The organism is bacterium Scap17, from assembly GCA_013376735.1.
Lineage (GTDB): Bacteria > Pseudomonadota > Gammaproteobacteria > Pseudomonadales > Halomonadaceae > Cobetia.
The window spans coordinates 57331-82968 of sequence record VINJ01000002.1 but is presented as its reverse complement, the minus strand read 5'-3'; the positions used below and the strand labels follow the sequence as shown (position 1 = coordinate 82968).

Sequence of the window (25638 nt, the reverse complement as noted above, 5' to 3'; positions counted from 1 at the left end):
GATATTGCTGATGATGGCGGCCAGATACCGCCTTTGCGCCCCGGGTGAAACATAACTGCAATCAAGTGTCGGCATGCTGAGGGGGAGCCCGCTGTGTCAGTCAGTAGTGGGCCATACTTGTCACGTCATTCATGTCACGCCCCCTGACTCGGTGGGCGACTTTCCGGGAGAGGGAAATGGATATCACCAGCGATTCGCACGGCAAGCATATCTCAGAGCAGTTCAATCACGAGCTGGATGCACTGAAGACACACCTGCTGGCCATGGGCGGACTGGTAGAGAAGCAGCTGCAGGATGCCGTCACGGCATTGCTGGAAGGCGACAGTGAAACCGCCACGCGGGTGCGCGACAACGACAAGGCTGTCAACGACATGCAGCTCAAGATCGATGACGAGTGCACCCGGGTGCTGGCCCGCCGTCAGCCGGCGGCCTCCGACCTGCGCCTGGTGCTGGCCGTCATCCGCGCCACCTCCGATCTCGAGCGTATCGGTGATGAATCGAGCAAGATCGCACGCAACGCCATCTCGCTGGTCGAGAACGGCCAGAGCCCGCGCGGCATGGTCGAGGTGCGTCACCTCAGTCAGCACGTGCGCAGCATGGTGCGTGACTCTCTGACGGCCTTCGCGCGCTTCGATACCGACCTTGCCCTCAAGGTGCTGCGTGAAGATGCCTCGGTGGATCTGGAATATCAAAGTGCCATGCGTTCGTTGATGACCTTCATGATGGAAGACGCGCGCCAGATCACGCCGGTGCTCAACGTGATGTGGATTCTGCGTGCGCTGGAGCGTATCGGTGACCACGCCGACAACCTGGCCGAGTACGTCATCTTCCTGGTCAAGGGCGTGGATGTGCGTCATACCGATACCCACGAGCTGAAGCCGCAGGACCTGGACAAGCAGTGAGCTGACGCGTTTCCCTGTCCCTGTGTCGCCTCTTTCGCCCCGCACCTGCCCACAGACAGGTGCGGGGCGATTGCGTCGTGGGCGCGCGAACGGTGTCAGGCGGCCGACAGCTGCGCCGCGCAGGCGGGAGTGCTAGGGTGTGGCTCCGGTCAGCCCGCTGGCTGGCCGGTTCTTTTGAGATGACGAGGACGTCGCATGATTGATGCCGTATCGGCGCTGGTCCGCGGGACCCGCATGGTCTATACCCCCGGGCTGCGCCGCTTCGTATTCGTACCGCTGGCGATCAACCTGGTGCTCTACAGCATCACGCTGTGGGTATTGTTCAACCAGTTCGGTGGCTGGATCGATTACTGGATGCTCAAGGTACCGGCGTGGCTGGACTGGCTCAGCTGGTTGATCTGGCCGCTGCTGGTGGTGAGTCTGTTGCTGGTGGTGTTCTTCTCCTTCAGCCTGGTGACCAACCTGATCGCCGCGCCCTTCTACGGCATTCTGGCCGAGAAGGTCGAGCATCGCCTGGATGGCACCCTGATCGATGATGACCGTGGGCTGGTGAAGATTGGTGTCGACTCGCTGGAGCGTGAAATGGCCAAGCTGGCCTATTTCATCCCGCGCATGATCGCGCTGTTCATCATCGGCTTCATCCCGGGCCTGAACCTGCTCTCGCCGCTGTTGTGGGGGCTGTTCTCGGCCTGGAGCATGTCGATCCAGTATCTCGACTACCCGATGGACAACCATCAGGTCAGCTTCGGTGACATGAAGCAGCGCCTCAAGGCGCGCTGGTGGCCCTCACTGACCTTCGGCGCCGCGGTGTTCGTCATGACGCTGGTGCCGCTGGCCAATCTGCTGTTCATCCCGGGCGCTGTCGCCGGGGCGGTACTGATGTGGCAGAGCCACTACCGTCAGTTGCCGGCGCCGCGTCGTTAAGACAGCCTGTCGCAGAGGTGGCTTGTTGCTGAACTGGCTTGCCGCTGTACTGGCTTGTCATTGAGATAGCCGCAGCGTCGTCTGGCGGAGCAAAAGAAACGCCCCGCAGTCGCCTCCTTTCGAGGTGGCTGCGGGGCGTTCCGCGTTGGGCTGGCCTCCGACTCAGCTCATCACTGAATCAGCACATCACTGGGCTAGCGCACTGCTGGCCTGGGGAGCGCTCGCCTGACAGGCGCGCTCGTCGGGGAAGTGACAGCGGAAGCGCGCACCCTCGCCGGGGTGGCTGTCGATCTCCAGATGGCCCTGATGGCGAATCAGCACATGCTTGACGATGGCAAGCCCCAGACCGGTGCCTCCCGTGGCGGTGCTGCGGCCCTTGTCGATGCGGTAGAAACGCTCGGTCAGGCGCGGCAGGTGGACCGGGTCGATGCCGTCCCCGTCATCTTCCACCTCGACCAGCAGGCCCTGTTCATCCGCCTTCCAGCGCAGGGTGATATGGCAGTCTTCGGGAGTGTAGCGCACTGCATTGAAGACCAGATTCGAGATCGCGCTGCGCAGTTCCTGCTCCTCACCGCGCAGAGACAGGCTGGCATCGGCCTCGATGGAGAAGGTGTGACGTCCCTGGGACAGGCCTTCGGCGTCGTCGCGGATATGGCCGAGCAGGGCACCCATGTCGATGCAGCGACCATTGTCGGACAACTCGTCGGTTTCCAGGCGTGACAGGGTCAGCAGGTCTTCGACCAAGTGCTGCATGCGGTCGGTCTGGCTCTTCATCTGGCCCAGCCCACGCTGCCAGCGCGGTGGCAGGTCATCGGCGTAATCGGAGTAGGTCTCGAGATAGCCGGCCAGCACCGTCAGCGGCGTGCGCAGCTCATGGGAGACATTGGCCACGAAGTCGCGGCGCATCTCTTCCAGGCGATAGAGGCGGGTGACGTCACGCAGCATGACCAGACGCTCGTTGTCACCGAACAGGGTGATGGATATCTGCAGCGTCAGGTTGTCAGACAGCGGCGACTGCAGCGTCAGCGGCTCGCGGTAGGCCAGCCGATTGAAGTAATCGATGAAGACGGGGTCACGCAGATAGTTGGTGATGTGCTGGCCGCGGTCGTGGCTGGCCTTGAGACCGACCAGCTGCTCGGCAGCGCTGTTCCACCATTCCATGTCACCGTGGTTGTCCAGCATCACCAGGCCGTCGCGCATGGCCTCGGAGGATTCCTGGATACGGTTGAGGATGCTGCGCAGTCGCTCCTGAGTCTGGCGCTGGCCCTTCTGATAGCGGTAGAGACGATCGAGCAGGTCTCCCCACACGCCATCGCCGGGTGGTGGCTCTTCATGGGGATTGGTGATCAGCCAGGTATAGAGGCTCTTCAAGTGCTTGAGATGGACGAACAGATACAGCGAAAGGCCCAGTGCCAGGCCCCAGCCCAGATGGCCCAGCAGGCCACCGATCAGGCCGAAGCCACCGGCAAGGTAGCCGAGGCGCCATAGCTCGTTGGTCCAATAGCGCATGAATCCCTCAGGCCTGGGCGCTGAAGCGGTAACCGGTGCCGCGGACGGTCTGGATCAGATGCTGATGGCCTGTGCCCAGCGCCTTGCGCAGGCGACGGATGTGCACGTCCACGGTGCGCTCCTCGACATAGACGTTGCCGCCCCATACCTGATCGAGCAGCTGGCTGCGCGTGTAGGCACGCTCCTGATGCGTCATGAAGAACTGCAGCAGGCGATATTCGGTCGGGCCGACATCCAGCGAGTTGCCGTGGGCGGTGACGCGGTGGCTGGCCGGGTCGAGCATCAGGCCCTCGACTTCTACCGCCTCCTCGACCCCCTTGGGAGTGGTGCGACGCAGTACGGCCTTGAGACGGGCGACCAGCTCGCGCGGCGAGAAGGGCTTGGTGATGTAGTCGTCGGCGCCGGCTTCCAGGCCTTGAATCTTGTTGTCTTCCTCGCCCTTGGCGGTCAACAGGATGATCGGCAGCTCCGAGGTGGTCTCGTCACGCTTGAGACGCCGCGCGAGCTCCAGGCCACTGGTGCCCGGCATCATCCAGTCCAGCAACAGCAGATCGGGCTTTTCATCGACGACGATGGCGTGGGCGTCCTGGGCATTGTCTGCCTCCAGCACGCGGTAATCCGCCATTTCGAGGGCAACGGCGATCATCTCGCGAATCGAGGATTCATCGTCGACAATCAGTACGGTCTTGGAGCTCATCGCTAGATCCCATGCAGCAGTCGGCGCACGCGCCAGAATGACAAGTCGATGACGATTACAACCCGCTTATATGACAACGAGATGACAACTGCCAGCATGGCAGCTTGCACGCAAGCCTGCCAGCCGCCTTGGAGGCGCGGCAGGCAGGCATGAACCGTGGGCTGGGGCGCAACAGAGGGCAGGGATCGCTTTAAATTAAATAATGCGAATGTTTATGCAGGCGTCAGCTCATCGGCCAGGTCGCCAGGGCGATACCGGCGAAGATCAGCAGCCCCGTCCAATGATTGTTGAGGAACGCCTGGAAGCAGGGCGCACGCTCACGCTCACGGATCAGACGTTGCTGCCAGACGAAGGTGACGGCGGCGGCAGCCAGCCCCAGCCAGTAGAAGATGCCCAGCGCCAGGTGCAGTCCGATGCCGATCAATACCGCCAGCATGCCCAGCTGCAGAAGGCCGATCATCAGCTTGTCGGCCCGCCCGAACAGCACGGCGGTGGACTTGATGCCCACCTTGAGGTCGTCGTTGCGATCGACCATCGCATAGGCGGTGTCGTAGGCCACCGTCCACATCAGGTTGGCCGCGAACAGCCACCAGCCGTAGGTCGGCACTTCTTCCAGTGTCGCGGCGAAGGCCATCGGAATCGCCCAGCCGAAGGCGGCGCCCAGCACTACCTGAGGCAGATGATGGAAGCGCTTCATGAACGGGTAGCTGGCCGCCAGCAGCACGGCGACGATCGACAGCAGCACCGTGGTCAGGTTGGTGAAGCACACCAGCACGAAGGCGGCCGCGACCAGCCCCCCGAACAGCGTCAGTGCCTCGCGCTCCGAGATACGGCCCGAAGTCAGCGGCCGGTCTCGCGTACGCTCGACATGCTTGTCCCAATGGCGATCGGCGTAGTCGTTGATGACGCAGCCGGCGGCGCGCATCAGGTAGACCCCGGCGATGAAGATCAGCAGGGTCGTGCGCTCGGGGATGCCATCTGCCGCCAGCCACAGTGCCCACAGGGTCGGCCACATCAGTAGCCAGGTGCCGATGGGGCGGTCCAGCCGTGTCAGGGCGAGGTAGTCGGCCAGTCTGGAAGGACGCGAAGCGGCGGAAGTGGATGACGCGGTCATCGGGGCTCCTGGGCGGGTGGTAGTGGGCAAGGGAAGAGAGGGAAACGAGGCTAGTCGGCCGCACGGCTCAGGCCAGTTGCAGCGCGTGCTGGAAGGCTGGCGTGAAGCCCTCCTGCACCAGCACCTTGAAGCGACCATGCGAGAACATCGAGCGGCGCATCCACAGGCTGGTGGTGCGGGCCAGCGGCCTGGAGCTTGAAAGCACCAGCGGGGCGCGGCTGACATCGATGGCGCTGCGTATCAGGTCGGGCTGGCGAAACAGCCAATGGCCCAGCGAGCGCTCGCCCAGCGTCGAGAGGCGATGACCGTGGGCCAGGTCCAGCGCCGCCAGAGAGCGTGCGATCACCCATGGCGTATCGCCATGACAGAGCGCCACTTCGCGTCGCCAGACATGCCGGCGTGGGCCGATGCCCAGCAGGCGTGCCTCATCCAGCCGTGCGGGGCCGGTGTCCTGCAGCAGCAGGCGCACGCGCAGGCCCTGGATTGGCTGGCCATCGCGTTCATCCTGCTGCTGCATGGCGCCGGCAAGACGCTGGGTCAGCGAGTCCGTCGAGGAGAGCCACGCCCACCAGCCGGCCGGCATGACACCCTGCAGCGCGGCAGCCGGCTGCCAATGACGGCGCACCGCCGCCGAAGCAGCGGGTGCGGCGCGCGTGGGCGAAGGCCAGCGAGGCGCAGGCTGGTACGGGTTCTCGGCTGACGAATGAGGCGCCTCACAGGTGGAGGTCTGTGGCGTGAGCGCTGCGCGGTGAGGCTCGCCTGCTGGGCATCGGACCACGGTGAATTCCCTGTCAGGATGACGAAATGGCGAGTCTAGCATGGCCGGGCGGCAAGGCCTCCCGCTCAGGCATGCCTGCACTGCTGACGGGCTGGTATGCTGGGCGCATTCATCGGCGTTCATGACGGACGCTGCTGGCGCTCCTTCATCAGCGCTTCCCTCGGATCGATCTCAGGAGATGGTGCCATGCGCGACCCTCGCACCCTTGTCATCATTGGTACCGGCATGGCGGGCATTGGTCTGGCGCGCGCGCTGCGTGCGCGTGACAAGGACAGCCGGCTGATCCTCATCAGCCAGGACAGCGGCCACGATTACGCCAAGCCGATGCTGTCCACCGCCTTCGCCAAGAAGATGTCGGCCACCGACCTGTCGCGTCAGGCGCCGGTGGCGCTGGCAGACGAGCTGAATGCCGAGCTGCGTACCCATCAACGCGTCACTGCCATCGACGGTGATGCCCGCCGGCTCTGGCTGGGCGAGGAGTGTTTGGCCTATGACGAGCTGGTGCTGGCACTCGGCGCGGCGCCGCGTCGCCCCTTCCCCGTCGCCGCGGAAGTGGCCTCACGCGTGCAGAGCATCAATGACCTCGACGACTATGCGGCCTTCTGCGCGACGCTGGCGAAGGCCCGCGAGCGCGGAGAAGACGGGCATGTGGTGATTGTCGGTGCCGGATTGGTCGGCTGTGAATACGCCAATGATCTGACGGCCGCCGGCCACTGCGTCACCTTGGTCGCGCCGGAGGAAACTCCGCTGGATGGATTGCTGCCGCAAGCACTGGGGCAGCGTCTGGGCGCGGCGCTGGATGGGCTCGGTGTGACGCGTCGCCAGGGCGAGATGGTCGAGACCATCGCCGCCAGCTCAGGCGAGGAGGCCGAGCGCCAGGCCGCGCCGGTCGAGGTGCGCCTGCAGAGCGGTCGTCGCCTGACGGGCTCCGTGGTTCTGCTGGCGACCGGCCTGGCGCCGCGCATTCGTCTGGCGCAGGCCGCGGGTCTGAGTGCCGGCGGCGATGGCATCCGTGTCGACCGCCACCTGGCCACCTCACAGCCGCATATCTGGGCGCTTGGCGATTGCGCCAGTGTCGAGGGCGTCAATGCCATGTATGTCCAGCCGCTGCAGATGGCCGCGCGCACCCTGGCGGCCAACCTGTGTGGCGAGCCGAGCGTGCTCGACTGGAAGGCGTGGCCGGTGCTGGTCAAGACACCGGCCTTGCCGGTGGTGGCCTATCCGCCGCGTTCGGCCGTGGCGCGCTGGCAAATCACCGGTGAAGGCGATGATCTCGAAGCGCGTGCACTGGATATGAACGAACGCTTGATTGGATATGCGTTGACAGGCGCCGCCGTTCGCAGGAAAGTCGAGCTAGCGCGGCAGGCGCCGCCGTTGCTAGGCTAGGCGATGCCATGATCGATGGTCGTAAATCCCTTGCTGCCAGCGCGGTCAGGCACGATAGTGAATGCTCCGTCAGACATGCTGCCCGGCGGGCGTGGTCTGACAGATTGCTGCCATCGACAGGTTTGATACGGCTAAGCTTGCCGGAAGCGGATTGCGTCGCCGCCATACGCCACCGTTAGCAAGTGCAAGAACAACAATGGAAACGGCGGCTTGGCCGCCCGTGCAGAATGCCAAATCAGGAGGGCTTTTCATGCGCAAGCCAGAACTCGCTGCGGCCATCGCCGAGCGTGCGGATCTATCCAAGGACAAGGCCAGTCAGGTACTGAACGTGATTCTCGACGAGATCACTCATACCGTGGCCAAAGGCAATGACGTCTCACTGATCGGTTTCGGGTCATTCACCGTGCGCCAGCGTGCGGCGCGTACCGGCAAGAACCCCCAGACAGGCAAGCCGCTGACCATCCCGGCCAGCAAGACCGTTGCCTTCAAACCCGGCAAGTCGTTGAAGGACGCCGTGACCAAGTAATCCCGTTTCGTGCTTCAGCGCACGATTCCGGGTAGCTGTCGTCATGGCCTTCAATCGTCGTCATCCAAGGCCATGTCGGCTGTCGTGCTGATGCCACCGGTTCCGCCCTGCGGGGCCGGTGGCATTTTCATATGGCCTGCGTGAACGCCGCTTCGCGATTCAAGGACTGACACCATGAAGCTCAAGATATTGCTGTGGGTGCTGGGGCTGCTGCTCAAGCGCGCCTTCAAGCGCGACCCCGAATTTCGTGCCGAGCTGGAAAAGCGCCCGCTGGACTGGGGAGTCGCGACCGAAGACATGCGCATCGCGCGCCACTACCGCATGTCTCGCGCAGGGGTCACCAGCGACAATGGCCTGCCGGTGGATACCGAGCTTGAACTGCGCTTCGCCGATGCCGACAGTGCGGTGGCCTTCCTGCTCAAGCCTTCGCCGCGCGCCTTTCTGCAAGGCCTGATGGACCAGCGCGTACGCCTGGTCGGCGATTCGGCCCAGCTCAACCGTCTGCAGTCATTGCTCAAGCGCATTCGCTGAATAACCCGGCAGTCCCGCCGTTGCCGACCTTGTTGCCGCTCTTGTTGCTGAGCATGGCAACAAGAACGCCCTGCTGATCCACTCAGCAGGGCGTTTCACACCTTCAGGCGCTCTCCGTCTCTCCGCCTCTCTCGGCTTTCCCTCAACCGAGCAACTGCTTGAGACCGGGAATGCCTTCAAGTACCTGGTCGACCACGCCATCGCCGGCTTCCTCGCGGGCATAGTTGAGCGTCTCGTCGGCCACGCCACGCGCCTGGTTCATGTCGAGGTCCAGCCCCATCAGCTTCTGGCCCAGTTCCAGCGCACCGCCACCGCTGCCGCCGGTGAAGGCGCTGACGGCGCCCATCAGGCCGCCCATGAGGCCACCGCCACCTGACTCGGCGGCTTCCTCGCTTGCGCTGCCGATCAGGCCTTCGGCCCCCGGAATGGCGCCCAGCAGTGAGGCGGCCGGGCCATCCGGCCCCTGCTCACGCACGAACTTGAGAACCATGCCGACCGCCTGCTCGGCGATTTCCGGTGACAGCCCGAGGGAGCCAGTGACGCGTTCGATAAGAGGATGCATCGGTATTCTCCATGAAAGCCAATGAGGTCAGGAGTCTTCAGAGTGGCACGTCGCGGCGATTCGACATTCGACGCGCCCGCCAACGCTTGCATGCACCATGGCTCTCGGACACGGCAGAACGGGGTGTTATGCTAGCGATATAAATCTAAAGTCTAATGCGCTGCACGGCGCCCTGGTCACGGAACACTTCATGACACGCTCTCTCCTGGACTCCCTCATGCACTCCCTGCGTCGTCTGTGGACGCTGGATGCCTTCAGCTATTCGCTGCGCATGTTGATCGCGCTGGGTGGCGTGATGGCGGTGGGGTTCTGGCTTGACGAGATGGCAGTGGTGATTCCGCTGTTTCTGGGCGTGATCGCCTCGGGGCTGGCAGAAACCGATGATCACTGGCGCGGCCGACTGCGCGCGCTGGGCATGACGCTGGCCTGCTTCAGCATCGCTGCCGTCTCGGTGGAGCTGTTGTTCGGCATGCCGCTGCCCTTCGTGATCGGGCTGGCGCTGGCCACCTTCGCGATGCCGATGCTGGGCGCCATCGATGCCCGCTACGGCGCCATCGCGCGCGCCTCGTTGATTCTGGCCGTCTACACCATGATCAGCCTCGAGCAGCAGCATGGAGATGGGCAGATCGCGGTGCTGGAGCGCAGCCTGCCCGAATGGCTGCGGGAGCCGGGGCTGGGCATCAATCTGGTCCAGCCGTTGCTGCTGGTGGTGGGGGCGTCCTGGTATGGCCTGCTCTCGGTCGTGTGGTGTGCGCTGTTCTCGCGCCAGCCGCTCAAGCACAGCATGGCGACGCTCTACCGTGAGCTGGGGCGCTACCTGATTCTCAAGGCGCAGCTGTTCGAGCCGCTGCGCAATGTCGACCAGTCTGCCCGCCGTCTGGCGCTGGCCGAGCAGAACGGCCGCGTGGTGGTGGCGCTCAACCAGACCAAGGAGATGGTCTTTCGGCGCCTCGCCGGACGGCGCGATACCACCAAGCTCGACCGCTACCTGCGCCTCTACTTCATCGCCCAGGACCTCCACGAGCGCGCCAGCTCCAGCCATTATCCCTACGGCCAGCTCACCGACGCCTTCTTCCATCACGACATCCTGTTTCGCTGTCAGCGCCTGCTGGAGCAGCAGGGGCGCGCCTGTCGCGGGCTCGGCAAGGCGCTGTTGATGCGCCAGCCCTTCGATGCCAGTGACAGCCAGCAGGCGCTGGAAGACCTCAACGCCTCGCTCGTCTATCTCAAGCAACAGCAGCGGCCCGAGTGGCATCATCTGATGCAGGCGCTGGAAGCTCTCGCCAGCAACCTGCGCCTGATCGAAGGCCAGATCGCGCGCCTGAATGATCTCGAAGCCGTCAGCAATGAAAGCGACAACAGCCTGCTGGACCGCTCGCCCCACGGCACGCGCGACATGTTCGAGCGTATCCGCAGCCACCTGACGCCGCGTTCGCCGATCTTTCGCCATGCGCTGCGCCTGACCGCGACGCTGGTGGCCGGCTATGGCGTGCTGCTGGCGGTACACCCGACCCAGGGTTACTGGATTCTGCTGACCGGGCTGTTCGTGTGCCGTCCCAGCTACGGCGATACGCGCCGCACGCTGGCGCAGCGGATTCTGGGCACGCTGATCGGTCTGGTCGCCGGCTGGGCGCTGATCAGCCTCTTCCCGGCGCCCACGATCCAGGCCGGTATCGCTGTGGTGGCGGGGGTGCTGTTCTTCGCCACCCGTGGCTCGCGCTACACCCTGGCCACCGCCGCCATCACGCTGATGGTGCTGGCGTGCTTCAACCAGGTCGGCGATGGTTTCGATCTCATCTGGCCGCGCCTGTTCGATACGCTGGTCGGTGGCCTGCTGGCCGGGCTGTCGGTGGTGTTGATCCTGCCGGACTGGCAGGGCCGCAAGCTCTACCGACAGGCCGGCGTCAGCCTCAAGACCAGCGGCCGCTATCTGGGCGAGGTGCTGTCCCAGTACCGTCACGGCAAGCGCGATGATCTGGCCTACCGTCTGGCACGCCGCAATGCCCATAACGCCGATGCGGCCTTCTCCAATCTGCTGGCCACGGCCCGCAAGGAGCCCGGCCACTTCCGGCGCGATGTCGAGCCGGGCTTCGGCTTCCTGCTCCACGCGCACACCGTGCTCGGCTATCTCTCGGCATTGGCAGCGCATCGTGGCGAACTGGAATCGACCGCCTCGGCCAGCAGCGGCATCGAGACGCTGCTGCGCCATGGCGAGCGCCTGAGTCAGCAGCTGACGGCGTTGGGGGAGCAATTGGAGGCGGGCGGCGAGATCGCCGTCACGCTGGACAGCGAAGACGAGATAGCGGCGCTGGAAGCCGAGGTCGAGCAGGTCGAATCCACCACCGGACGCCTGGCGCTGTCGCAGCTGATTCTGGTGCTGCGGCTGTTGCAGCCGCTGGAAAGCGCCGGCACTCAGTTGATCAAGGCCAGCCGCGCCAGCTGAGTCGCTGACGCGTGGCGGGAGGAAGATGGCGCTCAGACGGCGCCGTATTGCCCGGCCGCCTCGCCCAGCCAGCGGCGAATCAAGGGCTCCGCGGCCTGCGGGGCCTCGCTGAGGATGGCATCGGCCAGGGTCGTGGTCGGAGCGATCAGGTCACTGTCACGCTCTAGATCGGCGATCTTCATTCCCGCCAGCCCCGTCTGGCGCGTGCCCAGCACTTCGCCGGGTCCGCGTAATTCCAGGTCCTTCTCGGCGATCTTGAAGCCATCCGTGGTCTCGCGCATCACTGCCAGGCGCTGCTTGGAGTGCTGCGACAGCGGCGGATGATAGAGCAGCACACAGAAGCTCTCGGTGCTGCCACGCCCGACTCGGCCACGCAGCTGGTGCAGCTGCGACAGGCCGAGACGCTCGGGATTGTCGATCACCATCAGGCTGGCATTCGGCACATCGACCCCGACTTCGATCACCGTGGTCGCCACCAGCAGGTCATGCTCGCCATCCTTGAACGCCGCCATCACCTCGGCCTTCTCGGCCGCCTTCATGCGGCCATGGACCAGGCCGATGGACAGCTCCGGCAGCGCCTCGGTCAGCTCGTCACGCGTCACCTCGGCGGCCTGACAGGTCATCACCTCGGATTCCTCGATCAGTGTACACACCCAATAGGCCTGACGGCCCTCGAAGCAGGCGGCGCGGATGCGCTCGACCACCTCGGGACGCCGCGGGTCGGCCACCGCGACGGTCTGCACCGGGGTGCGCCCCGGCGGCAGCTCATCGATCACCGACAGGTCGAGGTCGGCGTAGGCGCTCATCGCCAGGGTGCGCGGAATCGGCGTCGCGGTCATGATCAGCTGGTGCGGTGTCAGACCACCGGCTTCCCCCTTTGCCCGCAACGCGAGGCGCTGATGCACGCCGAAGCGGTGCTGCTCATCGACGATCGCCAGCCCCAGGCGCTGGAAGGTCACATCGGCCTGAAACAGCGCATGCGTGCCGACCACCATGCGCGCCCGGCCATCGGCGATGGCGGCCTTGGCATCCAGCCGCGCCTTGCCCTTGAGCTTGCCGGCCAGCCACGCCACCTCGATGCCCAATGGCTCCAGCCATTCGCGAAAGTTGCGGTAGTGCTGCTCGGCGAGGATCTCGGTGGGTGCCATCAAGGCCGCCTGACAGCCGCCGCCGATGGCGATCAGCGCCGCCATGGCTGCCACCACCGTCTTGCCCGAGCCCACGTCGCCCTGTACCAGGCGCAGCATCGGGACCTCGCGCACGAGATCACGGCGCACGTCATCCAGCACGCGGCGCTGGGCACCGGTCAGCGAGAAGGGCAGCTGGGCCAGAAAGCGCGTGCTCAGGCCGCCACTGGCGCTCAGCGAGGGCGCGCCATCCTGCTGGATACGCGCGCGCACCTGACGCAGGCTCAGCTGGTGGGCGAGCAATTCTTCCTGGGCGAGGCGGCGCTGACTGGGGTGCACGCCGTCACTCATCTGGTCGACGGGGGCGTCCGGCGGCGGCTCGTGAAGAAAGCGCAGACACTCGATCACGCCGGGCAGGCGAAAGCGCGTGCGCAGCGCTTCGGGGATCAGGTCCGGCAGCTCGTGGGGCGTCTCCTCGAGCTGCTTGAGCGCCTGGGCGATCAGGGCGCGCAGGCGTGCCTGGTTGAGGCCTTCGGTGGCCGGATAGATGGGTGTGAGGTGGTCTTCCACCGGTGCGGCGCCCTGGCCAAGCAGGCGGTATTCCGGATGGTAGATCTCGAGACCGGTGGCTCCGGCGCGTGCCTCGCCGAAGCAGCGCACGCTATGGCCACGCTGGAATTGCTGCTGCTGGGCTGGGGAGAAGTGGAAGAAGCGCAGACTGAGAATGCCGCTGCCATCGCGCAGACGCACCAGCAGGCTGCGGCGGCGACCCTTGACGATGTCGCAGGCTGTCACCTCGCCTTCCACCACTGCCTCCATGCCACTCTTGAGCGTGCCGATGGGCGTGACGCGAGTGCGGTCCTGATAGCGCAGCGGTAGATGGAACAGCAGGTCTGCGACGCGTTCCAGCCCGAGGCGCGACAGCTTCTCGCTCAGCGCGGGGCCGACGCCGCTCAGGCTGTCCAGCGGTCGGGCCAGCGCGCCGGTGGCAAAGACACCAGCGCTGGCGGGCCCGGCAGATGAGGCGTCCGTGCCCGCCCTGCTCATGCCGGTTCGTGGCTCTGGGAAGCGGAGCCCTGCATGCCGTTCTCATTGCTCTGGCGGGCACGATTGGAGCACTCGGCGATCGCCTGGCTGATCACGTCGATGGCCTTGGGGCGCGGGAAGCTGGCACGCCATGCCAGCGCCACGCTGCGGCTTGGAGCCGGGTCCTTGAAGGGCCGCGTCTCGAGCACGCCGCTCTCGTAGTGACCGGTACCGGTGGCCGAGTAGGGCAGCACGGTGATGCCGAGGCCGGAGGCGACCATGTGGCGGATGGTTTCCAGCGAGCCGCCTTCGGCGATCAGTGTATTCTCGGGGTTGTTGATCTGATTGCCGATGGCCGGGCAGGCCTCGAGAATCTGATCACGGAAGCAGTGGCCCTCGCCGAGCATCAGCAGTCGCTCGTTGAGCAGCTGCTCCTTGGCGATGCTGTCCTGCCCGAGCAGGGAGTGGCCGGCCGGCAGCAGGATTTCGAAGGGTTCCTCGTAGAGCGCCTTGGTCAGCACGTCGGTCTCGGTGAACGGCAGCGCGACGATGATCACGTCCAGCTCGCCATTGCGCAGCTTGCGCCGCAGGTCGCCGGTCATGCCTTCCTCGATGTAGAGCGGCATCTTCGGCGCACGCCGCGTCAGTTCCGGCACCAGGTGCGGGAAAAGGTAAGGGCCGATGGTATAGATGGCGCCGATGCGCAGGGGGCTTGAGAGCTGGTCCTTGCCGGAATTGGCCAGTTCCTTGATCACGCTGGACTGCTCCAGCACGCGCTGGGCCTGCTGAACGATCTTCTCGCCGAGCGGTGTGACCTGTACGGTGGACTTGGAACGCTCGAACAGTGCGACTCCCAGCTCTTCCTCAAGCTTCTTGACGGCCACCGACAGGGTGGGCTGCGAGACGAAGCAGCGCTCTGCGGCGCGTCCGAAATGACGCTCCTGGGCCAAGGTTACGATATAGCGGAGTTCTGTTAGAGTCATGATTCCTGCCCGGAACTGGCATCCTGGGATGCGGTGGGTACCGATTCGTTTTACCAAGGAGCACGGCAAAGGTGAAGAAGACGAGTCTCATCCTCGGTTGTGGCGACGTTGGCAGTGCGCTGGCGCGCGAACTGCTCAAGGCCGGTCAGCACGTCATCGGTGTCAGGCGTGATGTGTCCGCATTGGCGGATCTCGATATCGGGACGCTGGCGTTGGACATCACTGCCGAAGGTGCACTGGCCAGCTTGCCAGATGCCGACACGGTGGTACATGTGCTGAGCGCCGACCGCTTCGACGAAGAAGCCTATCGCGCCGCTTACGTCGACGGCATTCGGGCGCTGGTGACGGAGCTCGAGTCGCGCGCCAAACCGCCGACCCGCGTGCTGTTCGTGTCCTCGACCTCCGTCTACGCCCAGAAGGATGGCGAGGAGGTCGACGAGCAGTCGCCCACCGATGCCACCAGCTTCTCGGGCCAGTTGATGCGCGAAGGCGAGCAGGCACTGCTCGATTCCTCGCTCGACGGCACCGTGGTGCGCTTCTCCGGCATCTACGGGCCGGGCCGCGACATGCTGATCCGCCAGGCGCGTGATGGTCGCATCGCCGCCAGCAACCCGCCACTTTATTCCAACCGCATCCACCGTGACGACTGCGCGGGCGTGCTGGCGCACCTGATCGCGCTGAGCCTCGAGGGCAAGCCGGTCGAGCCGATCTATCTGGCCACCGACTGTGATGGCGCACCGCTGCACGAAGTGATGGCCTGGTTGGCGCGTCAGCTCAAGGTCGAGTCCACCGAGGTGATCCAGTCACCGCTGCGGCGGCGTTCCAGCAAGCGCTGCGGCAATGCCCTGTTGCTCGAGAGTGGCTACACCTTCCGTTATCCGACCTTCCGCGAAGGCTATGCCGAGGTGCTCAAGGAGCACGGCGTGACGGTGCCGAAGAGCGAATTGTCGGGCCGCTGATCTTTCACTTGTCCACATGCGGTTGCGCGTCGACTCGTCCGACCGGATGTGGATAAGTTGAAGGTTGATCAAGCATTGACCGATAACTGACAGTGCCCGCCCCGGAATCCCGGGGCGGGCACTGTCGTCTCTGCGTCAGGCACTCCTTGCGGGTGACCTGCCATCGTCAGTGAGCGGGTGTTCAGTCACCGATGACCATCACGCCTTCGGCTTCGAAGGCCACGCCCTTGGGCAGCGCCTTGACGCCGACCGCGGCGCGCGCCGGGAAGGGCGCGGTGAAGAACTCTTCCATCACCGCGTTGACGCGCGCGAAGTCGTTCAGATCGGTCAGGTAGAGGTTGAGCTTGACGATGTCTCCCAGGTTGCCGGCGGCTTCTTCGCACACGGCATTCAGGTTGGTGAAGACCTGACGCGCCTGCGCCTCGATACCGCCTTCGACGACTTCCATCGTCTGCGGGTCCAGCGGAATCTGGCCGGACAGATAGACGGTGTTGCCCGCCTTGACCGCCTGGGAATACGGACCGATGGCAGCAGGGGCCTTGTCGGTGTTGATGATCGCGCGATTGCTCATGACATGCTCCTTGTGACTGCGTTCACGCCTTGCCGGTTGCGAGTGTTGTGCGGTGGCGGCTTTCAGCAGCGGATTACGATTGTGGTTATAGGGGCTCGCCGTCCACAGCGAGTTCGGTCACGGCCAAGGTCATGCACTGCCGTCGAGCTGACGTACCGTCGAGTTGACGTGCATGGCCTTGGCCGCGACACGGGTGTTCAAGAAGAACGTGCCCGATGGCTACTCTGCGGCAGCCTTGAAAACAAAAACCGCGCCGCCCGCCAGTGGCGGACGACGCGGCCAGTACGGTAGATCAGCTGAGGACGCGGGTGATTCGCTCCACGTGCAACAGGTTGCGCATGCGCTTGATGATGCGCGCCAGATGAATGCGGTCACGCACGGCCAGCGTCAGATTGACGATGGCCAGATGGGCGTCGCGTTCCTCGATACCGATGCGCTCGATATTGGCTTCGGCATCGGTGACCAGCTCTGCCAGCTCGGCGATCAGGCCGCGCTGGGTCTGTGCCTCGATACGCAGCGCCACCGTGAAGTCGCCTTCGACCTGATCGGCCCAGGTCAGCGGGAAGACGCGTTCCGGGTCGCTGGCCAGTTCGGTGATGTTGCTGCATTCCTGACGATGGACCACCAGTCCCTTGCCGGCCGACAGATGGCCCATGATCGGCTCGCCGGGCAGCGGGTGACAGCAGCGCGCGTAGCTGGTGACCATGCTGTTGCCACCGCTGACCTGCATCGGGCTGTTGCCGCTGTTCTCCGCCTGGACATTGCCGTCCTTGGCCGAGAACTTGGGTTGCTGCGCCGTGGCGCTGGTCGTGTCGCTCAGAAGGCTCTGGGCCACGCTGTAGGCGGCGCGGGTGCCGAGCCCGATGGACTCGAGCAGATCATCACGCCCACCTTCCAGCTCCAGCTCCGCGGCCAGCGTATCGAGACGCCTGGGCGGCAGTTGCTCGAGGGAAGCGTCCAGCCCGGCGAGTGCCTTGTTGAGCAGGCGCTGACCCAGGGTTACGGATTCGCTGCGCTGCTGATGCTTGAGGTAATGACGCACGGCAGAGCGCGCCTTGGCCGTGGTGACGAAGTTGAGCCACGCCAGATTGGGCTTGGCGCCCGGCGCGGTGATGACTTCGACGGTCTGGCCACTCTCCAGCGGCGAGGACAGCGGCGCCAGATGACGATCGATGCGGCAGGCGATACAGCTATTGCCGACATCGGTGTGCACCGCATAGGCAAAATCGACCGCCGTCGCGCCGCGCGGCAATTCCATGATGTCGCCCTTGGGGGTGAATACGTAGGTATCGTCGGGGAAGAGGTCGTTCTTGACGTGCTCGATGAACTCGAGCGAGTTGCCGGCATGGCGCTGCATCTCGAGCAGACCCCGCACCCATTCGCGGGCGCGCGCATGGCTGCCGGCGCCGATGGGGCGGTCGGTCTGGCCGGCCTTGTACAGCCAGTGCGCCGCGATGCCGTTGTTGGCCATCGCTTCCATCTCGCGGGTACGGATCTGTACCTCGATGGGCATGCCATTCATGCCGAACAGCGTGGTGTGCAGACTCTGGTAGCCGTTGGCCTTGGGGATCGCGATGTAATCCTTGAAGCGACCCGGCACCGGCTTGTAGAGATTGTGCACCACGCCGAGGATGCGATAGCAGCTGTCCACGTCATCGGTGATGATGCGGAAGCCGAACACGTCCATCAATTCATTGAAGGGCTTCTGCTGGTCACGCATCTTGCGATAGATGGACAGCAGATGCTTCTGACGACCGATCACCGAGCCGGGCAGCTGATCGCGCTCCAGCGCGTTCTGCAGACTGGCCTGGATCTCGCGCATCAGGGTACGGCGATTGCCACGCGCGGCGGTGACGGCACGCTTGATGCGTTCGGAACGCATCGGGTGCAGCGCCTGGAAGGAGAGGTCTTCCAGCTCGACGCGAATGGTGTTGATACCGAGACGGTTGGCGACGCGGGCGTAGATCTCGAGCGTCTCACGGGCGATGCGACGCTTCTTCTCGGGGCGCAGGGCGCCGAGGGTACGCATGTTGTGCAGACGGTCGGCCAGCTTGACGATGATGACGCGGATGTCCTGGGACATCGCCAGCACCATCTTCTGGAAGTTCTCGGCCTGGGCGACGGCCTTGTCTTCGAAGGTGATCTGGGTCAGCTTCGAGACGCCATCCACCAGCAGGGCGACGGGTTCGCCGAACTGGCCTGCCAGTGCCTCGAAGGTCACGCTGGTGTCTTCGATGACATCGTGCAGCATGGCGGCCATCAGGCTCTGATGGTCCATGTGCATGTTGGCGAGAATGTTCGCCACCGCTAGCGGGTGGGTCACATAGGGTTCACCGGAACGCCGGCGCTGGCCATCGTGGGCCTGCTCGGCGTAATAGAAGGCGCGCCTAACCTGACGGATCTCTTCCTCGGGAAGATAACCGCCCAGGCGGTCTGCCAGGTCATCGATCGTGAACATTCAGCGGCCTTGGCTCAGAGTGATTCCGGGCCCGCACCCCGTGCTCCGGCCGCGAGGACGGGAGTGGCAGAGGTGCGGAAGCACACATGCAGTCGGCAGGTTGAGCGTGGGCTCAGTCTTCGATCTGCGGCATTACCGGCTTGCGCTGGATCGGAGCTTCGACCGGCTCGTTCAGGATGTCACGACCGACCAGACCCGCCGCCACTTCGCGCAGGGCGAGGACGGTGGGCTTGTCGTTTTCCCACGGCAGTTGGGCGTTGCGGCTGCCGCGTGACAGCTGACGGGCACGACGTGTGGCGATCATCACCAGCTGGAAGCGGTTGTCGAGGTTCTCGAGGCAATCTTCTACGGTTACGCGAGCCATGGCGGTGCACCTATCAATAGCGGGATATTCGGGGTTCGCTGTCGGCGTGTAATCAGCGCAGAGTACCGCGACCGCTAGGGGCCACTTACCCTGATCATCTGACAGTATCTCGCACACGACGCAAGCACAATGCCGCTGAGCCGGCCCGCCAGGGGCGAGACGGCTCAGCGGCCAATGATTCTGAAAGGGAATCGAGTCTACTCGACGCCGTCGTGACATGACAAGTCAGACGCGATCAACTCCTTCGCCCGGCGCGCCTGTCGGCGGCGTACGCGACCACAGCGCGCATGATCAGGACGAAAGCCGGCAAGTCCTGCCCGACTGTCAGGCTGTTCGAACTGCTGTCAGAACGGCCGGTCAGCGCGGCTGAGTGAGCAGCCGGATTCCCGCCGCCGTCATCAGTCGGCCAGCAGGGAATCGAGCAGTGCCGCGTGGCGATGCTGCACGCGCGGCAGACGCGCACGCTGGGCATTGACGAGTCCGCACAGCTCGTCGAGGGCCTGCTCGAAGTCATCATTGATGACGATCAGGTCGTATTCGTCGTAGTGGGACATCTCGCTGACCGCATCGCGCATGCGACGCGCGATCACGTCCTCGCCATCGGTACCGCGACCGGACAGACGCTCGAGCAACGCTTCACGCGACGGCGGCAGGATGAAGATGGAGACGGCTTCCGGCACCTGGGCGCGCACTTGCTGGGCACCTTGCCAATCGATCTCGAGGATGACGTCCTCGCCCTTGCTCAGGCGAGCTTCGACCGCCGGGCGCGAGGTGCCATAGAAGTTGTCGAAGACCTGGGCGTGCTCGAAGAAGTCGCCCTGCTCGATCATGGTCTTGAAGTGATCGACATCCACGAAGTGGTAGTTGACGGCATCCTGCTCGCCCGGGCGCTGGGCGCGGGTGGTGTGCGAGACGGACACGCCGATACCGTCCATGCGCTCCAGCAGTGCCTTGACCAGGGTGGTCTTGCCGGCGCCGGACGGCGCGGAAATGATGTAGAGCGTGCCACGTGCGTTGCTGGCCGCCGAGGAAGATGCTGAAGAAGTCGAAGACATGGAAGTGATCCGCTTGCTGTCGCTGAATCGCGGCATTATCGCATAATCCACCCCGCTTGGGCTGCACACGCGCATGACAGTCCCGTGATGCAATGTTGCAGCTCGGGCATCACAGTTGTCGTCGCGAGGTGGCTGGGTTGGCGGGGCGTTATCTGCAACAATAGTTGTATATTTCAGTTGTCACTCAAGCGTCGGCCAGCGCTCGCGTCAGCCAGTGCTCGCGCCGCTTGTGCCTTGATGGGAGACACGGCTTGTCGCCACCTCGTCACTCAGGCTTGGGCTTGCGCACTCCCGTGATTCCCATCGCGCCTTGCTAGACGAGGTTCGTGAACTTTGCTTCGCAAGCCGCGTACGTAAATCGCGTGTATACATCGATAGAGCAGCGCCAGACGTGCCGCAGGCCTCCGCCAGAGAGGCCGCGCACGAGCGCATCACCCGTTACCTGTCCCGCGCGCCATTCATTCCCGCCTTCCGGCTGATGATGAATGGCGCGCGGTCTTTTGCCTTGTGCAGCGCCAGCCATGCGCGGGCAATGTCAGCCGTGGCCTGCCCCTGACAGCGGTGCCACGGCTGAGTACGGCCACGGGTGATATCCCCTTTTCAAGTTTCAGGAGACCCGGACATGTCTGCCTCCCCCGTTGCGCGCCATCCGCGCATCGCCGAACTGGCGCTGGCGCTCGGCGCCTTCGCCATCGGCACTACCGAATTCGTGATCATGGGCCTGATGCCCAACATCGCGGCGGATTTCAATGTGTCATCCCAGCAGGTCGGCTACGCCATCAGTGCCTATGCGATGGGCGTGGTGGTCGGTGCCCCCCTGATCTCGGCGCTGGGCGCACGCCTGCCGCGTCGCGGGCTGCTGATCGGCCTGATGCTGCTGTTCGCGGTCAGCAACGTGGCCAGCCTGCTGACACCGTCGCTGACCAGCTTTGCCGCGCTGCGCTTCATCGCCGGCCTGCCGCATGGTGTCTATCTGGGCGTCGCGGCCCTGGTGGCGGCGGATGCTGCCCCCGCCGGCGAGCGCGGGCGGGCCGTCGGTCGCGTGATGATGGGCCTGACGGTGGCGATTCTGATCGGGGCGCCAGCGGCGACCTGGTTCGGCAGCCTGTTCGGCTGGCATTCCGCCTTCCTCGTCGTCGGTCTGCTGGCGCTGGCCACGGCGCTGCTGGTGCGCGGCTTCGTGCCCTATCAGGCCGGCAATCAGGACGCGACCCCGCTCACCGAGCTGGCAGCCCTGATCAAGCCGCGGGTGCTCTATACCCTCGGCATCGCCTGCATCGGTTTCGGTGGCATGTTCAGTGTCTACAGCTATGCGGTGGAGACGCTCAATGTCCAGGCCGGGCTGTCCCAGAATCTGGTGCCGATGGTGCTGGCCGTCTTCGGGGTGGGCACCATCATCGGCAACCTGATCGGTAGTCGTGCCGCGGACATCGACCTGATGCGTACCATTCCTGCCGTGCTGATCTGGAGCGCGCTGGTGCAGGGTGGCTTCTACTTCGCCGCCGATGGTGTCTGGAGCGGTATCCTGTTCGTCGGGCTGGTCGGTACGGGTATCGGTCTGGCACCGGCGCTGCAGATGCGCCTGATGGATGTGGCGGAAGACGCCCAGACCATGGCGGCGACGCTCAATCATGCGGCCTTCAACATCGCCAATGCGCTGGGTGCCTGGTGTGGCGGCATGGCCTTCGCCTATGGCCCGTCGCATTCCTCCATCGGTCTGGTCGGGGTGGCGATGGCCATCGCGGGCTTGATCGTCTTCCTGCTCGGTCAGCGTCATGAGCGCCGCGAGCTGCAGACGGCTTCTGCCTGAAGTGAGGTCGTGAGCGCGAGGCCAGGAAAGTGAGGCAAGAAAGTCTCGTGAGCACAAGCCGCAACGAAAGAACGCCGCCCTTCGGGGCGGCGTTCTGCGTTTGCGGGGCGAAAAGTCTGTGGAAGGCAGTCTGTGCAGGGCTGTCCTGGTAGCGGCACCGGCACGTCAGCAACAGGACACTGTCAGCGCTGTTGACGCGCACGCGTCGGCGACATGCCGAAGTAATCGCGGAAGCAGTGGCTGAAGTGGGTCGTGCTGACGAAGCCACAGGCCACGGTGACCTCGGTGATGCTGGCGCTGCCCTGTGTCAGCAGCTGGCGGGCCCGGGTCAGGCGCAGCTCCAGATAATAGCGCGAGGGCGTGGTATCCAGATGGCGGGTGAACAGGCGCTCGATCTGGCGGCGTGACAGCGTCACGCAGTGCGAGATCTCGCTCATGCTCAAAGGCTCCTCGAGGTTGCTGCTCATCAGCTCGAGGATGGTGCGAAGTGCCTCCGGGTGCTGGCTGTCCGGCGCGGGCAGCGTCTGATCCGGATGCCAGGGACTGGGCGTCGCGGGGCGCTCGCAGGCGAGGATTTCCTCGACACTGCGCGCCAGGTCATCGCCGTGACGCTGGCGCATGGCTTCCAGCATCATGTTCAGCGCGCTGCCGGCATTGGTGCAGCTGAAGCGCGCCGCTTCCACCACCAGCTGAGCACGTGACAGCTCCAGCTGGGGGAATGACTCGCGGAACAGCGCCGCATTCTCGGGATGGATGGTGCAGCGATGGCCCGCCATCACCCCGGCGGCCGCCAGGAAGTAGCTGCCATTCCACAGGCTGCCGAGGCGACAGCCCTGACGGTCGGCTCGCCGCAAGACTTCGCTCAGCAAGGGTATCTCGTCCAGCTGCACCCGGTAGCCGCCACACACGATGATCATGTCGATCTGCGCCTGCCCCAGCGACTCGAGCCCGGCGCTGGCCATGATGTCGATGCCCAGATCACTGCGCACGCTGCCCGTCGTCACCCCGAAGGTGTGAATGCGATAGAAGGGAACGTCTCTGAGTAGATTGGCCGTGACCAGCACATCGAGGGCGCTGGTGAAGGCGGGCATCGAGAAATGTTCCAGGAGAATGAAGGCGACATTGAGCGGTGTGCTCTGGGCGCAGGTCACGTCCTTGAGCAGATGCTGATTGCGACGCTTCATCGCGGGGGTGAAGATGCGGCGACGGGGCGAGGTCATGGCTTGCGTTCGTTGCAGGGGCCGCGAGCGGCAGTGGATAGAAGGCGACCGGCAGGCTGGCCACCGTGAGACTCCATCCTCGCAGCTGTGCGCTCCCGCGGCGAGCCCTTGCTTGCAATCATGGAGTGGCAGGCCTGTCATCAAGCAGCATCGCCTGCGGATTCCGAGCTTGGCGTGCTCGACAGCTCCCGCCGTCTGGACTGGCCTGTCTTCCTCCTCAGTGGAGGTGTGAGGGTGCAGTTCATCATCACCGTCGGTATGTATGTCCTGTGTGCGGGCGGGGCGTTGGATTCCGCGCGGCCTTTGCATGTCGTCAAGCTCGGATCAGCCTGGCATGGCGCGGAGATGGTAGCTGAAGCAGGTCAGGAAGGTCATGAGTTGTTATCACCGATGCCCGGATGTAAAACGGCTGTAGGCTTGGTGATACGTCGCGTTACATGGGTGTAAAAACAACGGCTTGTGTCACAGTTCAGCGTTCTACGGCTGATACACTGCCCCGTCACTCAGATCATGCCCAGAGGCTGACTAATGACGGATTCTTCCCGGACAGTTTCGTCCGGCTCCGCCACACCGGTAAATCCCCCCGCTGAACCCGCCCACACCCCGCAAGGTATCGACTGGCCCGTCTTCATCATCAGTGGTGGCGTATTGGCACTGTTCGCCATCGCCGCACTGGTGGATCTCGACGCTGTCTCCGCGCTCATCCAGAGTGCCTTCGGTGTCTCGACCCAATACTTCGGTGCCTACTGGCAAGCGCTGATGCTGGCGACCTTCGTCATCGCCATCGTGCTGACCCTCGGACGTACCGGACGGGTGCGCATGGGCGGGCTGGCGGCGCCGGATATCTCGACGCTGCGCTGGATGGCCATCATCCTGTGCACGTTGCTGGCGGGCGGTGGTGTCTTCTGGGCAGCGGCAGAGCCGATCGCTCACTTCACCTCACCGCCGCCGGTGTTCGGTGCGGATGCCCCGACGGGCAATGCCGATGCCGCCTACAATGCGCTGGCGCAGAGCTTCATGCACTGGGGCTTTCTGGCCTGGGCGATGCTCGGCAGCCTGACCGGCATCATCTTCATGTACCTGCACTACGAGAAGGGCCTGCCGCTCAAGCCGCGCACGCTGCTCTATCCGCTGTTCGGCGACCGCGTCATGCGTGGTCCCATCGGGGCGCTGGTCGATGCCTGCTGCGTGCTGGCAGTGGTGGCCGGTACCGTCGGCCCCATCGGCTTCCTCGGTCTGCAGGTCAGCTATGGCCTCAATGCGCTGTTCGGCATTCCCGATACTTACGCGACCCAGCTCACGCTGCTGCTCCTGCTGACCGTCATCTACACCCTGTCCGCCGTCAGCGGCGTGACCCGTGGCATCCAGTTCCTGAGCAGCACCAACGTCCTGCTCGGTGGCGCCCTGTTGCTGTTCATCCTGATCATGGGCCCTACCGGCTTCCTGCTCGAAGCCTTCCCGCAGGGCCTGGTGCGCTACGTCGGTGACTTCGTCGCCATGTCCTCCTTCCGGGGTGACGATGGCTGGCTGAATGGCTGGACGCTGTTCTTCTGGGGCTGGTTCATCGGCTATGGTCCGCTGATGGCGATGTTCGTCGCGCGTATCTCGCGTGGCCGCACCCTGCGTCAGATGGTGCTGCTGATCGCGGTCATCTCGCCACTGGTCACCTGCCTGTGGTTCACCATCATCGGTGGCAGCGGTCTGGCCTTCGAGCTGAGCAACCCGGGCAGCGTCTCCGGCCCGTTCACCGGCTTCAATCTGCCGGCAGCGCTGATTGCCATCACTCAGCAGCTGCCGTTCGGCTTCACCATCTCGGTGCTGTTCCTCGTGTTGACCACGCTGTTCGTCGCCACCACCGGTGACTCGATGACCTACGCGGTCTCGATGGTGATGAGCGGCAACGACAACCCGCCGCGCGGCGTGCGCGTGTTCTGGAGCCTGATGATGGGCGTGGTCGCGGCGCTGTTGATCTCGATGGGCAATGGCGGCATCAATGCGCTGCAATCCTTCATCGTCGTCACCGCCGTGCCGGTGTCGCTGATTCTGCTGCCCAGCCTGTGGAACGCTCCGCTGATTGCCCGCCGCATGGCGCGCGAGCAGGGCGTCTGATCGACTCGCACGCTAGAAAGCAATGAGCGTCTCGCACTATCAAAAACGCCGCCCCGAGGGGCGGCGTTTTTGTGTCTGGCGATCAGCCGTCAGTCATCAGACGCTGACGTTCAGCGTCACATCGATGTTGCCACGCGTCGCGTTGGAGTAGGGGCACACCTGGTGCGCCTTCTCGACCAGCGCATCCGCCTCGGCCTTGTCCATGCCCGGCAGGCTGATATCCAGCTCGACTTCGATACCGAAGCCGGCCGGAATCTGGCCGATGCCCACCTTGCCAGTGATCTCCAAGCCTTCCGGCAGTGTCACGCCGTCAGTACTGGCCACGTGCTTCATGGCACCGATGAAGCAGGCAGAGTAACCCGCCGCGAACAGCTGCTCCGGGTTGGTGCCTTCACCGCCACCACCGCCCAGCTCCTTCGGCGTGCTCAGGGTGACATTCAACGCCCCATCGGAAGAACGCGACTTACCCTCACGACCCCCAGTGGTGGTGGCTTCTGCACGGTACAGCACTTGTTCGATAGACATGCCTGACTCCTTGAGCGGAAAAGCCCTCAGTCGAGGGATGCAGACAAGATGGCGCTTGT

The 25638-nt window shown here is 64.5% G+C and carries 22 protein-coding genes; 9 read left to right on the top strand and 13 right to left on the bottom strand.

Annotated features, from left to right (window positions below):
* Positions 1-176 precede the first annotated feature (176 nt).
* Together phoU and cysZ are read left to right on the top strand one after the other, a co-directional pair.
* On the top strand, positions 177-902 hold the full coding sequence (gene phoU, locus FLM52_17390; protein ID NVN57498.1) for a phosphate signaling complex protein PhoU: 726 nt from the start codon (positions 177-179) through the stop codon (positions 900-902).
* A gap of 195 nt (positions 903-1097) precedes the next feature.
* Positions 1098-1826 carry a sulfate transporter CysZ gene (cysZ, locus tag FLM52_17385; GenBank protein NVN57497.1) on the top strand — a complete coding sequence of 243 codons (729 nt, stop codon included), beginning with the start codon at positions 1098-1100 and terminating at the stop codon, positions 1824-1826.
* 186 nt (positions 1827-2012) lie between these two features.
* Here cysZ and phoR read toward each other — a convergent pair whose 3' ends face one another.
* The 4 genes from phoR to FLM52_17365 form a co-directional block, all read right to left on the bottom strand.
* On the bottom strand, positions 2013-3335 hold the full coding sequence (gene phoR, locus FLM52_17380) for a phosphate regulon sensor histidine kinase PhoR (protein NVN57496.1): 1323 nt from the start codon (positions 3333-3335) through the stop codon (positions 2013-2015).
* A 7-nt stretch (positions 3336-3342) separates the two neighbouring features.
* Positions 3343-4032 (bottom strand): phosphate regulon transcriptional regulatory protein PhoB, encoded by a 690-nt coding sequence (phoB, locus tag FLM52_17375; protein NVN57495.1) that lies wholly within the window; start codon positions 4030-4032, stop codon positions 3343-3345.
* A 223-nt stretch (positions 4033-4255) separates the two neighbouring features.
* Positions 4256-5146 (bottom strand): 4-hydroxybenzoate octaprenyltransferase, encoded by an 891-nt coding sequence (locus FLM52_17370; protein NVN57494.1) that lies wholly within the window; start codon positions 5144-5146, stop codon positions 4256-4258.
* 67 nt (positions 5147-5213) lie between these two features.
* A complete protein-coding gene (locus tag FLM52_17365; GenBank protein NVN57493.1) occupies positions 5214-5966 on the bottom strand; it encodes a chorismate lyase in 753 nt (250 codons plus the stop codon).
* A gap of 144 nt (positions 5967-6110) precedes the next feature.
* On the opposite strand from FLM52_17365, the gene FLM52_17360 reads away from it, so the two are divergent.
* The 3 genes from FLM52_17360 to FLM52_17350 all read left to right on the top strand — a co-directional run bounded on the left by FLM52_17360 (position 6111) and on the right by FLM52_17350 (position 8367).
* Complete coding sequence (locus tag FLM52_17360) at positions 6111-7310, top strand: FAD-dependent oxidoreductase (protein NVN57492.1); 1200 nt, start codon at positions 6111-6113, stop codon at positions 7308-7310.
* 250 nt (positions 7311-7560) lie between these two features.
* Positions 7561-7836 carry an HU family DNA-binding protein gene (locus FLM52_17355; GenBank protein ID NVN57491.1) on the top strand — a complete coding sequence of 92 codons (276 nt, stop codon included), beginning with the start codon at positions 7561-7563 and terminating at the stop codon, positions 7834-7836.
* A 174-nt stretch (positions 7837-8010) separates the two neighbouring features.
* Positions 8011-8367: a hypothetical protein gene (locus FLM52_17350; GenBank protein NVN57490.1), complete on the top strand. Its 357-nt coding sequence runs from the start codon at positions 8011-8013 to the stop codon at positions 8365-8367.
* A 142-nt stretch (positions 8368-8509) separates the two neighbouring features.
* On the opposite strand, the gene FLM52_17345 is transcribed toward FLM52_17350, so the two are convergent.
* A complete protein-coding gene (locus FLM52_17345; GenBank protein ID NVN57489.1) occupies positions 8510-8929 on the bottom strand; it encodes a DUF2780 domain-containing protein in 420 nt (139 codons plus the stop codon).
* A gap of 190 nt (positions 8930-9119) precedes the next feature.
* On the opposite strand from FLM52_17345, the gene yccS reads away from it, so the two are divergent.
* Positions 9120-11372 carry a TIGR01666 family membrane protein gene (gene yccS, locus FLM52_17340; GenBank protein NVN57488.1) on the top strand — a complete coding sequence of 751 codons (2253 nt, stop codon included), beginning with the start codon at positions 9120-9122 and terminating at the stop codon, positions 11370-11372.
* Between the two features lie 32 nt (positions 11373-11404).
* Here the strand turns inward: yccS and recG are convergent, their stop codons facing one another.
* Entirely contained in the window at positions 11405-13546 is a 2142-nt protein-coding gene (gene recG, locus FLM52_17335) for an ATP-dependent DNA helicase RecG (protein NVN57487.1), read from the bottom strand.
* Positions 13543-14508: a hydrogen peroxide-inducible genes activator gene (locus tag FLM52_17330; protein ID NVN57486.1), complete on the bottom strand. Its 966-nt coding sequence runs from the start codon at positions 14506-14508 to the stop codon at positions 13543-13545. The genes recG and FLM52_17330 overlap by 4 nt, the downstream gene beginning before the upstream one ends.
* 71 nt (positions 14509-14579) lie before the next feature.
* On the opposite strand from FLM52_17330, the gene FLM52_17325 reads away from it, so the two are divergent.
* Positions 14580-15467 (top strand): NAD-dependent epimerase/dehydratase family protein, encoded by an 888-nt coding sequence (locus tag FLM52_17325; protein NVN57485.1) that lies wholly within the window; start codon positions 14580-14582, stop codon positions 15465-15467.
* A 181-nt stretch (positions 15468-15648) separates the two neighbouring features.
* Here the strand turns inward: FLM52_17325 and FLM52_17320 are convergent, their stop codons facing one another.
* From FLM52_17320 to FLM52_17305, 4 genes are all read right to left on the bottom strand, one after another.
* A complete protein-coding gene (locus FLM52_17320) occupies positions 15649-16038 on the bottom strand; it encodes a RidA family protein (GenBank protein ID NVN57484.1) in 390 nt (129 codons plus the stop codon).
* A gap of 292 nt (positions 16039-16330) precedes the next feature.
* Complete coding sequence (locus tag FLM52_17315) at positions 16331-18496, bottom strand: bifunctional (p)ppGpp synthetase/guanosine-3',5'-bis(diphosphate) 3'-pyrophosphohydrolase (GenBank protein ID NVN57483.1); 2166 nt, start codon at positions 18494-18496, stop codon at positions 16331-16333.
* A 112-nt stretch (positions 18497-18608) separates the two neighbouring features.
* On the bottom strand, positions 18609-18860 hold the full coding sequence (gene rpoZ / locus FLM52_17310; protein ID NVN57482.1) for a DNA-directed RNA polymerase subunit omega: 252 nt from the start codon (positions 18858-18860) through the stop codon (positions 18609-18611).
* A gap of 398 nt (positions 18861-19258) precedes the next feature.
* The gene (locus FLM52_17305) at positions 19259-19915 is read right to left on the bottom strand and encodes a guanylate kinase (protein NVN57481.1); all 657 of its coding nucleotides are present in this window, start codon (positions 19913-19915) and stop codon (positions 19259-19261) included.
* A gap of 622 nt (positions 19916-20537) precedes the next feature.
* On the opposite strand from FLM52_17305, the gene FLM52_17300 reads away from it, so the two are divergent.
* Positions 20538-21725, top strand: coding sequence for an MFS transporter (locus FLM52_17300; protein ID NVN57480.1), 1188 nt, complete (start codon positions 20538-20540; stop codon positions 21723-21725).
* Positions 21726-21907: 182 nt separating this feature from the next.
* On the opposite strand, the gene FLM52_17295 is transcribed toward FLM52_17300, so the two are convergent.
* Positions 21908-22945, bottom strand: coding sequence for a GlxA family transcriptional regulator (locus tag FLM52_17295; protein NVN57479.1), 1038 nt, complete (start codon positions 22943-22945; stop codon positions 21908-21910).
* 528 nt (positions 22946-23473) lie between these two features.
* Here FLM52_17295 and FLM52_17290 point away from each other — a divergent pair.
* Positions 23474-25054 (top strand): BCCT family transporter, encoded by a 1581-nt coding sequence (locus tag FLM52_17290; protein ID NVN57478.1) that lies wholly within the window; start codon positions 23474-23476, stop codon positions 25052-25054.
* A gap of 96 nt (positions 25055-25150) precedes the next feature.
* Here the strand turns inward: FLM52_17290 and FLM52_17285 are convergent, their stop codons facing one another.
* On the bottom strand, positions 25151-25579 hold the full coding sequence (locus FLM52_17285) for an organic hydroperoxide resistance protein (GenBank protein ID NVN57477.1): 429 nt from the start codon (positions 25577-25579) through the stop codon (positions 25151-25153).
* Between the last annotated feature and the right edge of the window lie 59 nt (positions 25580-25638).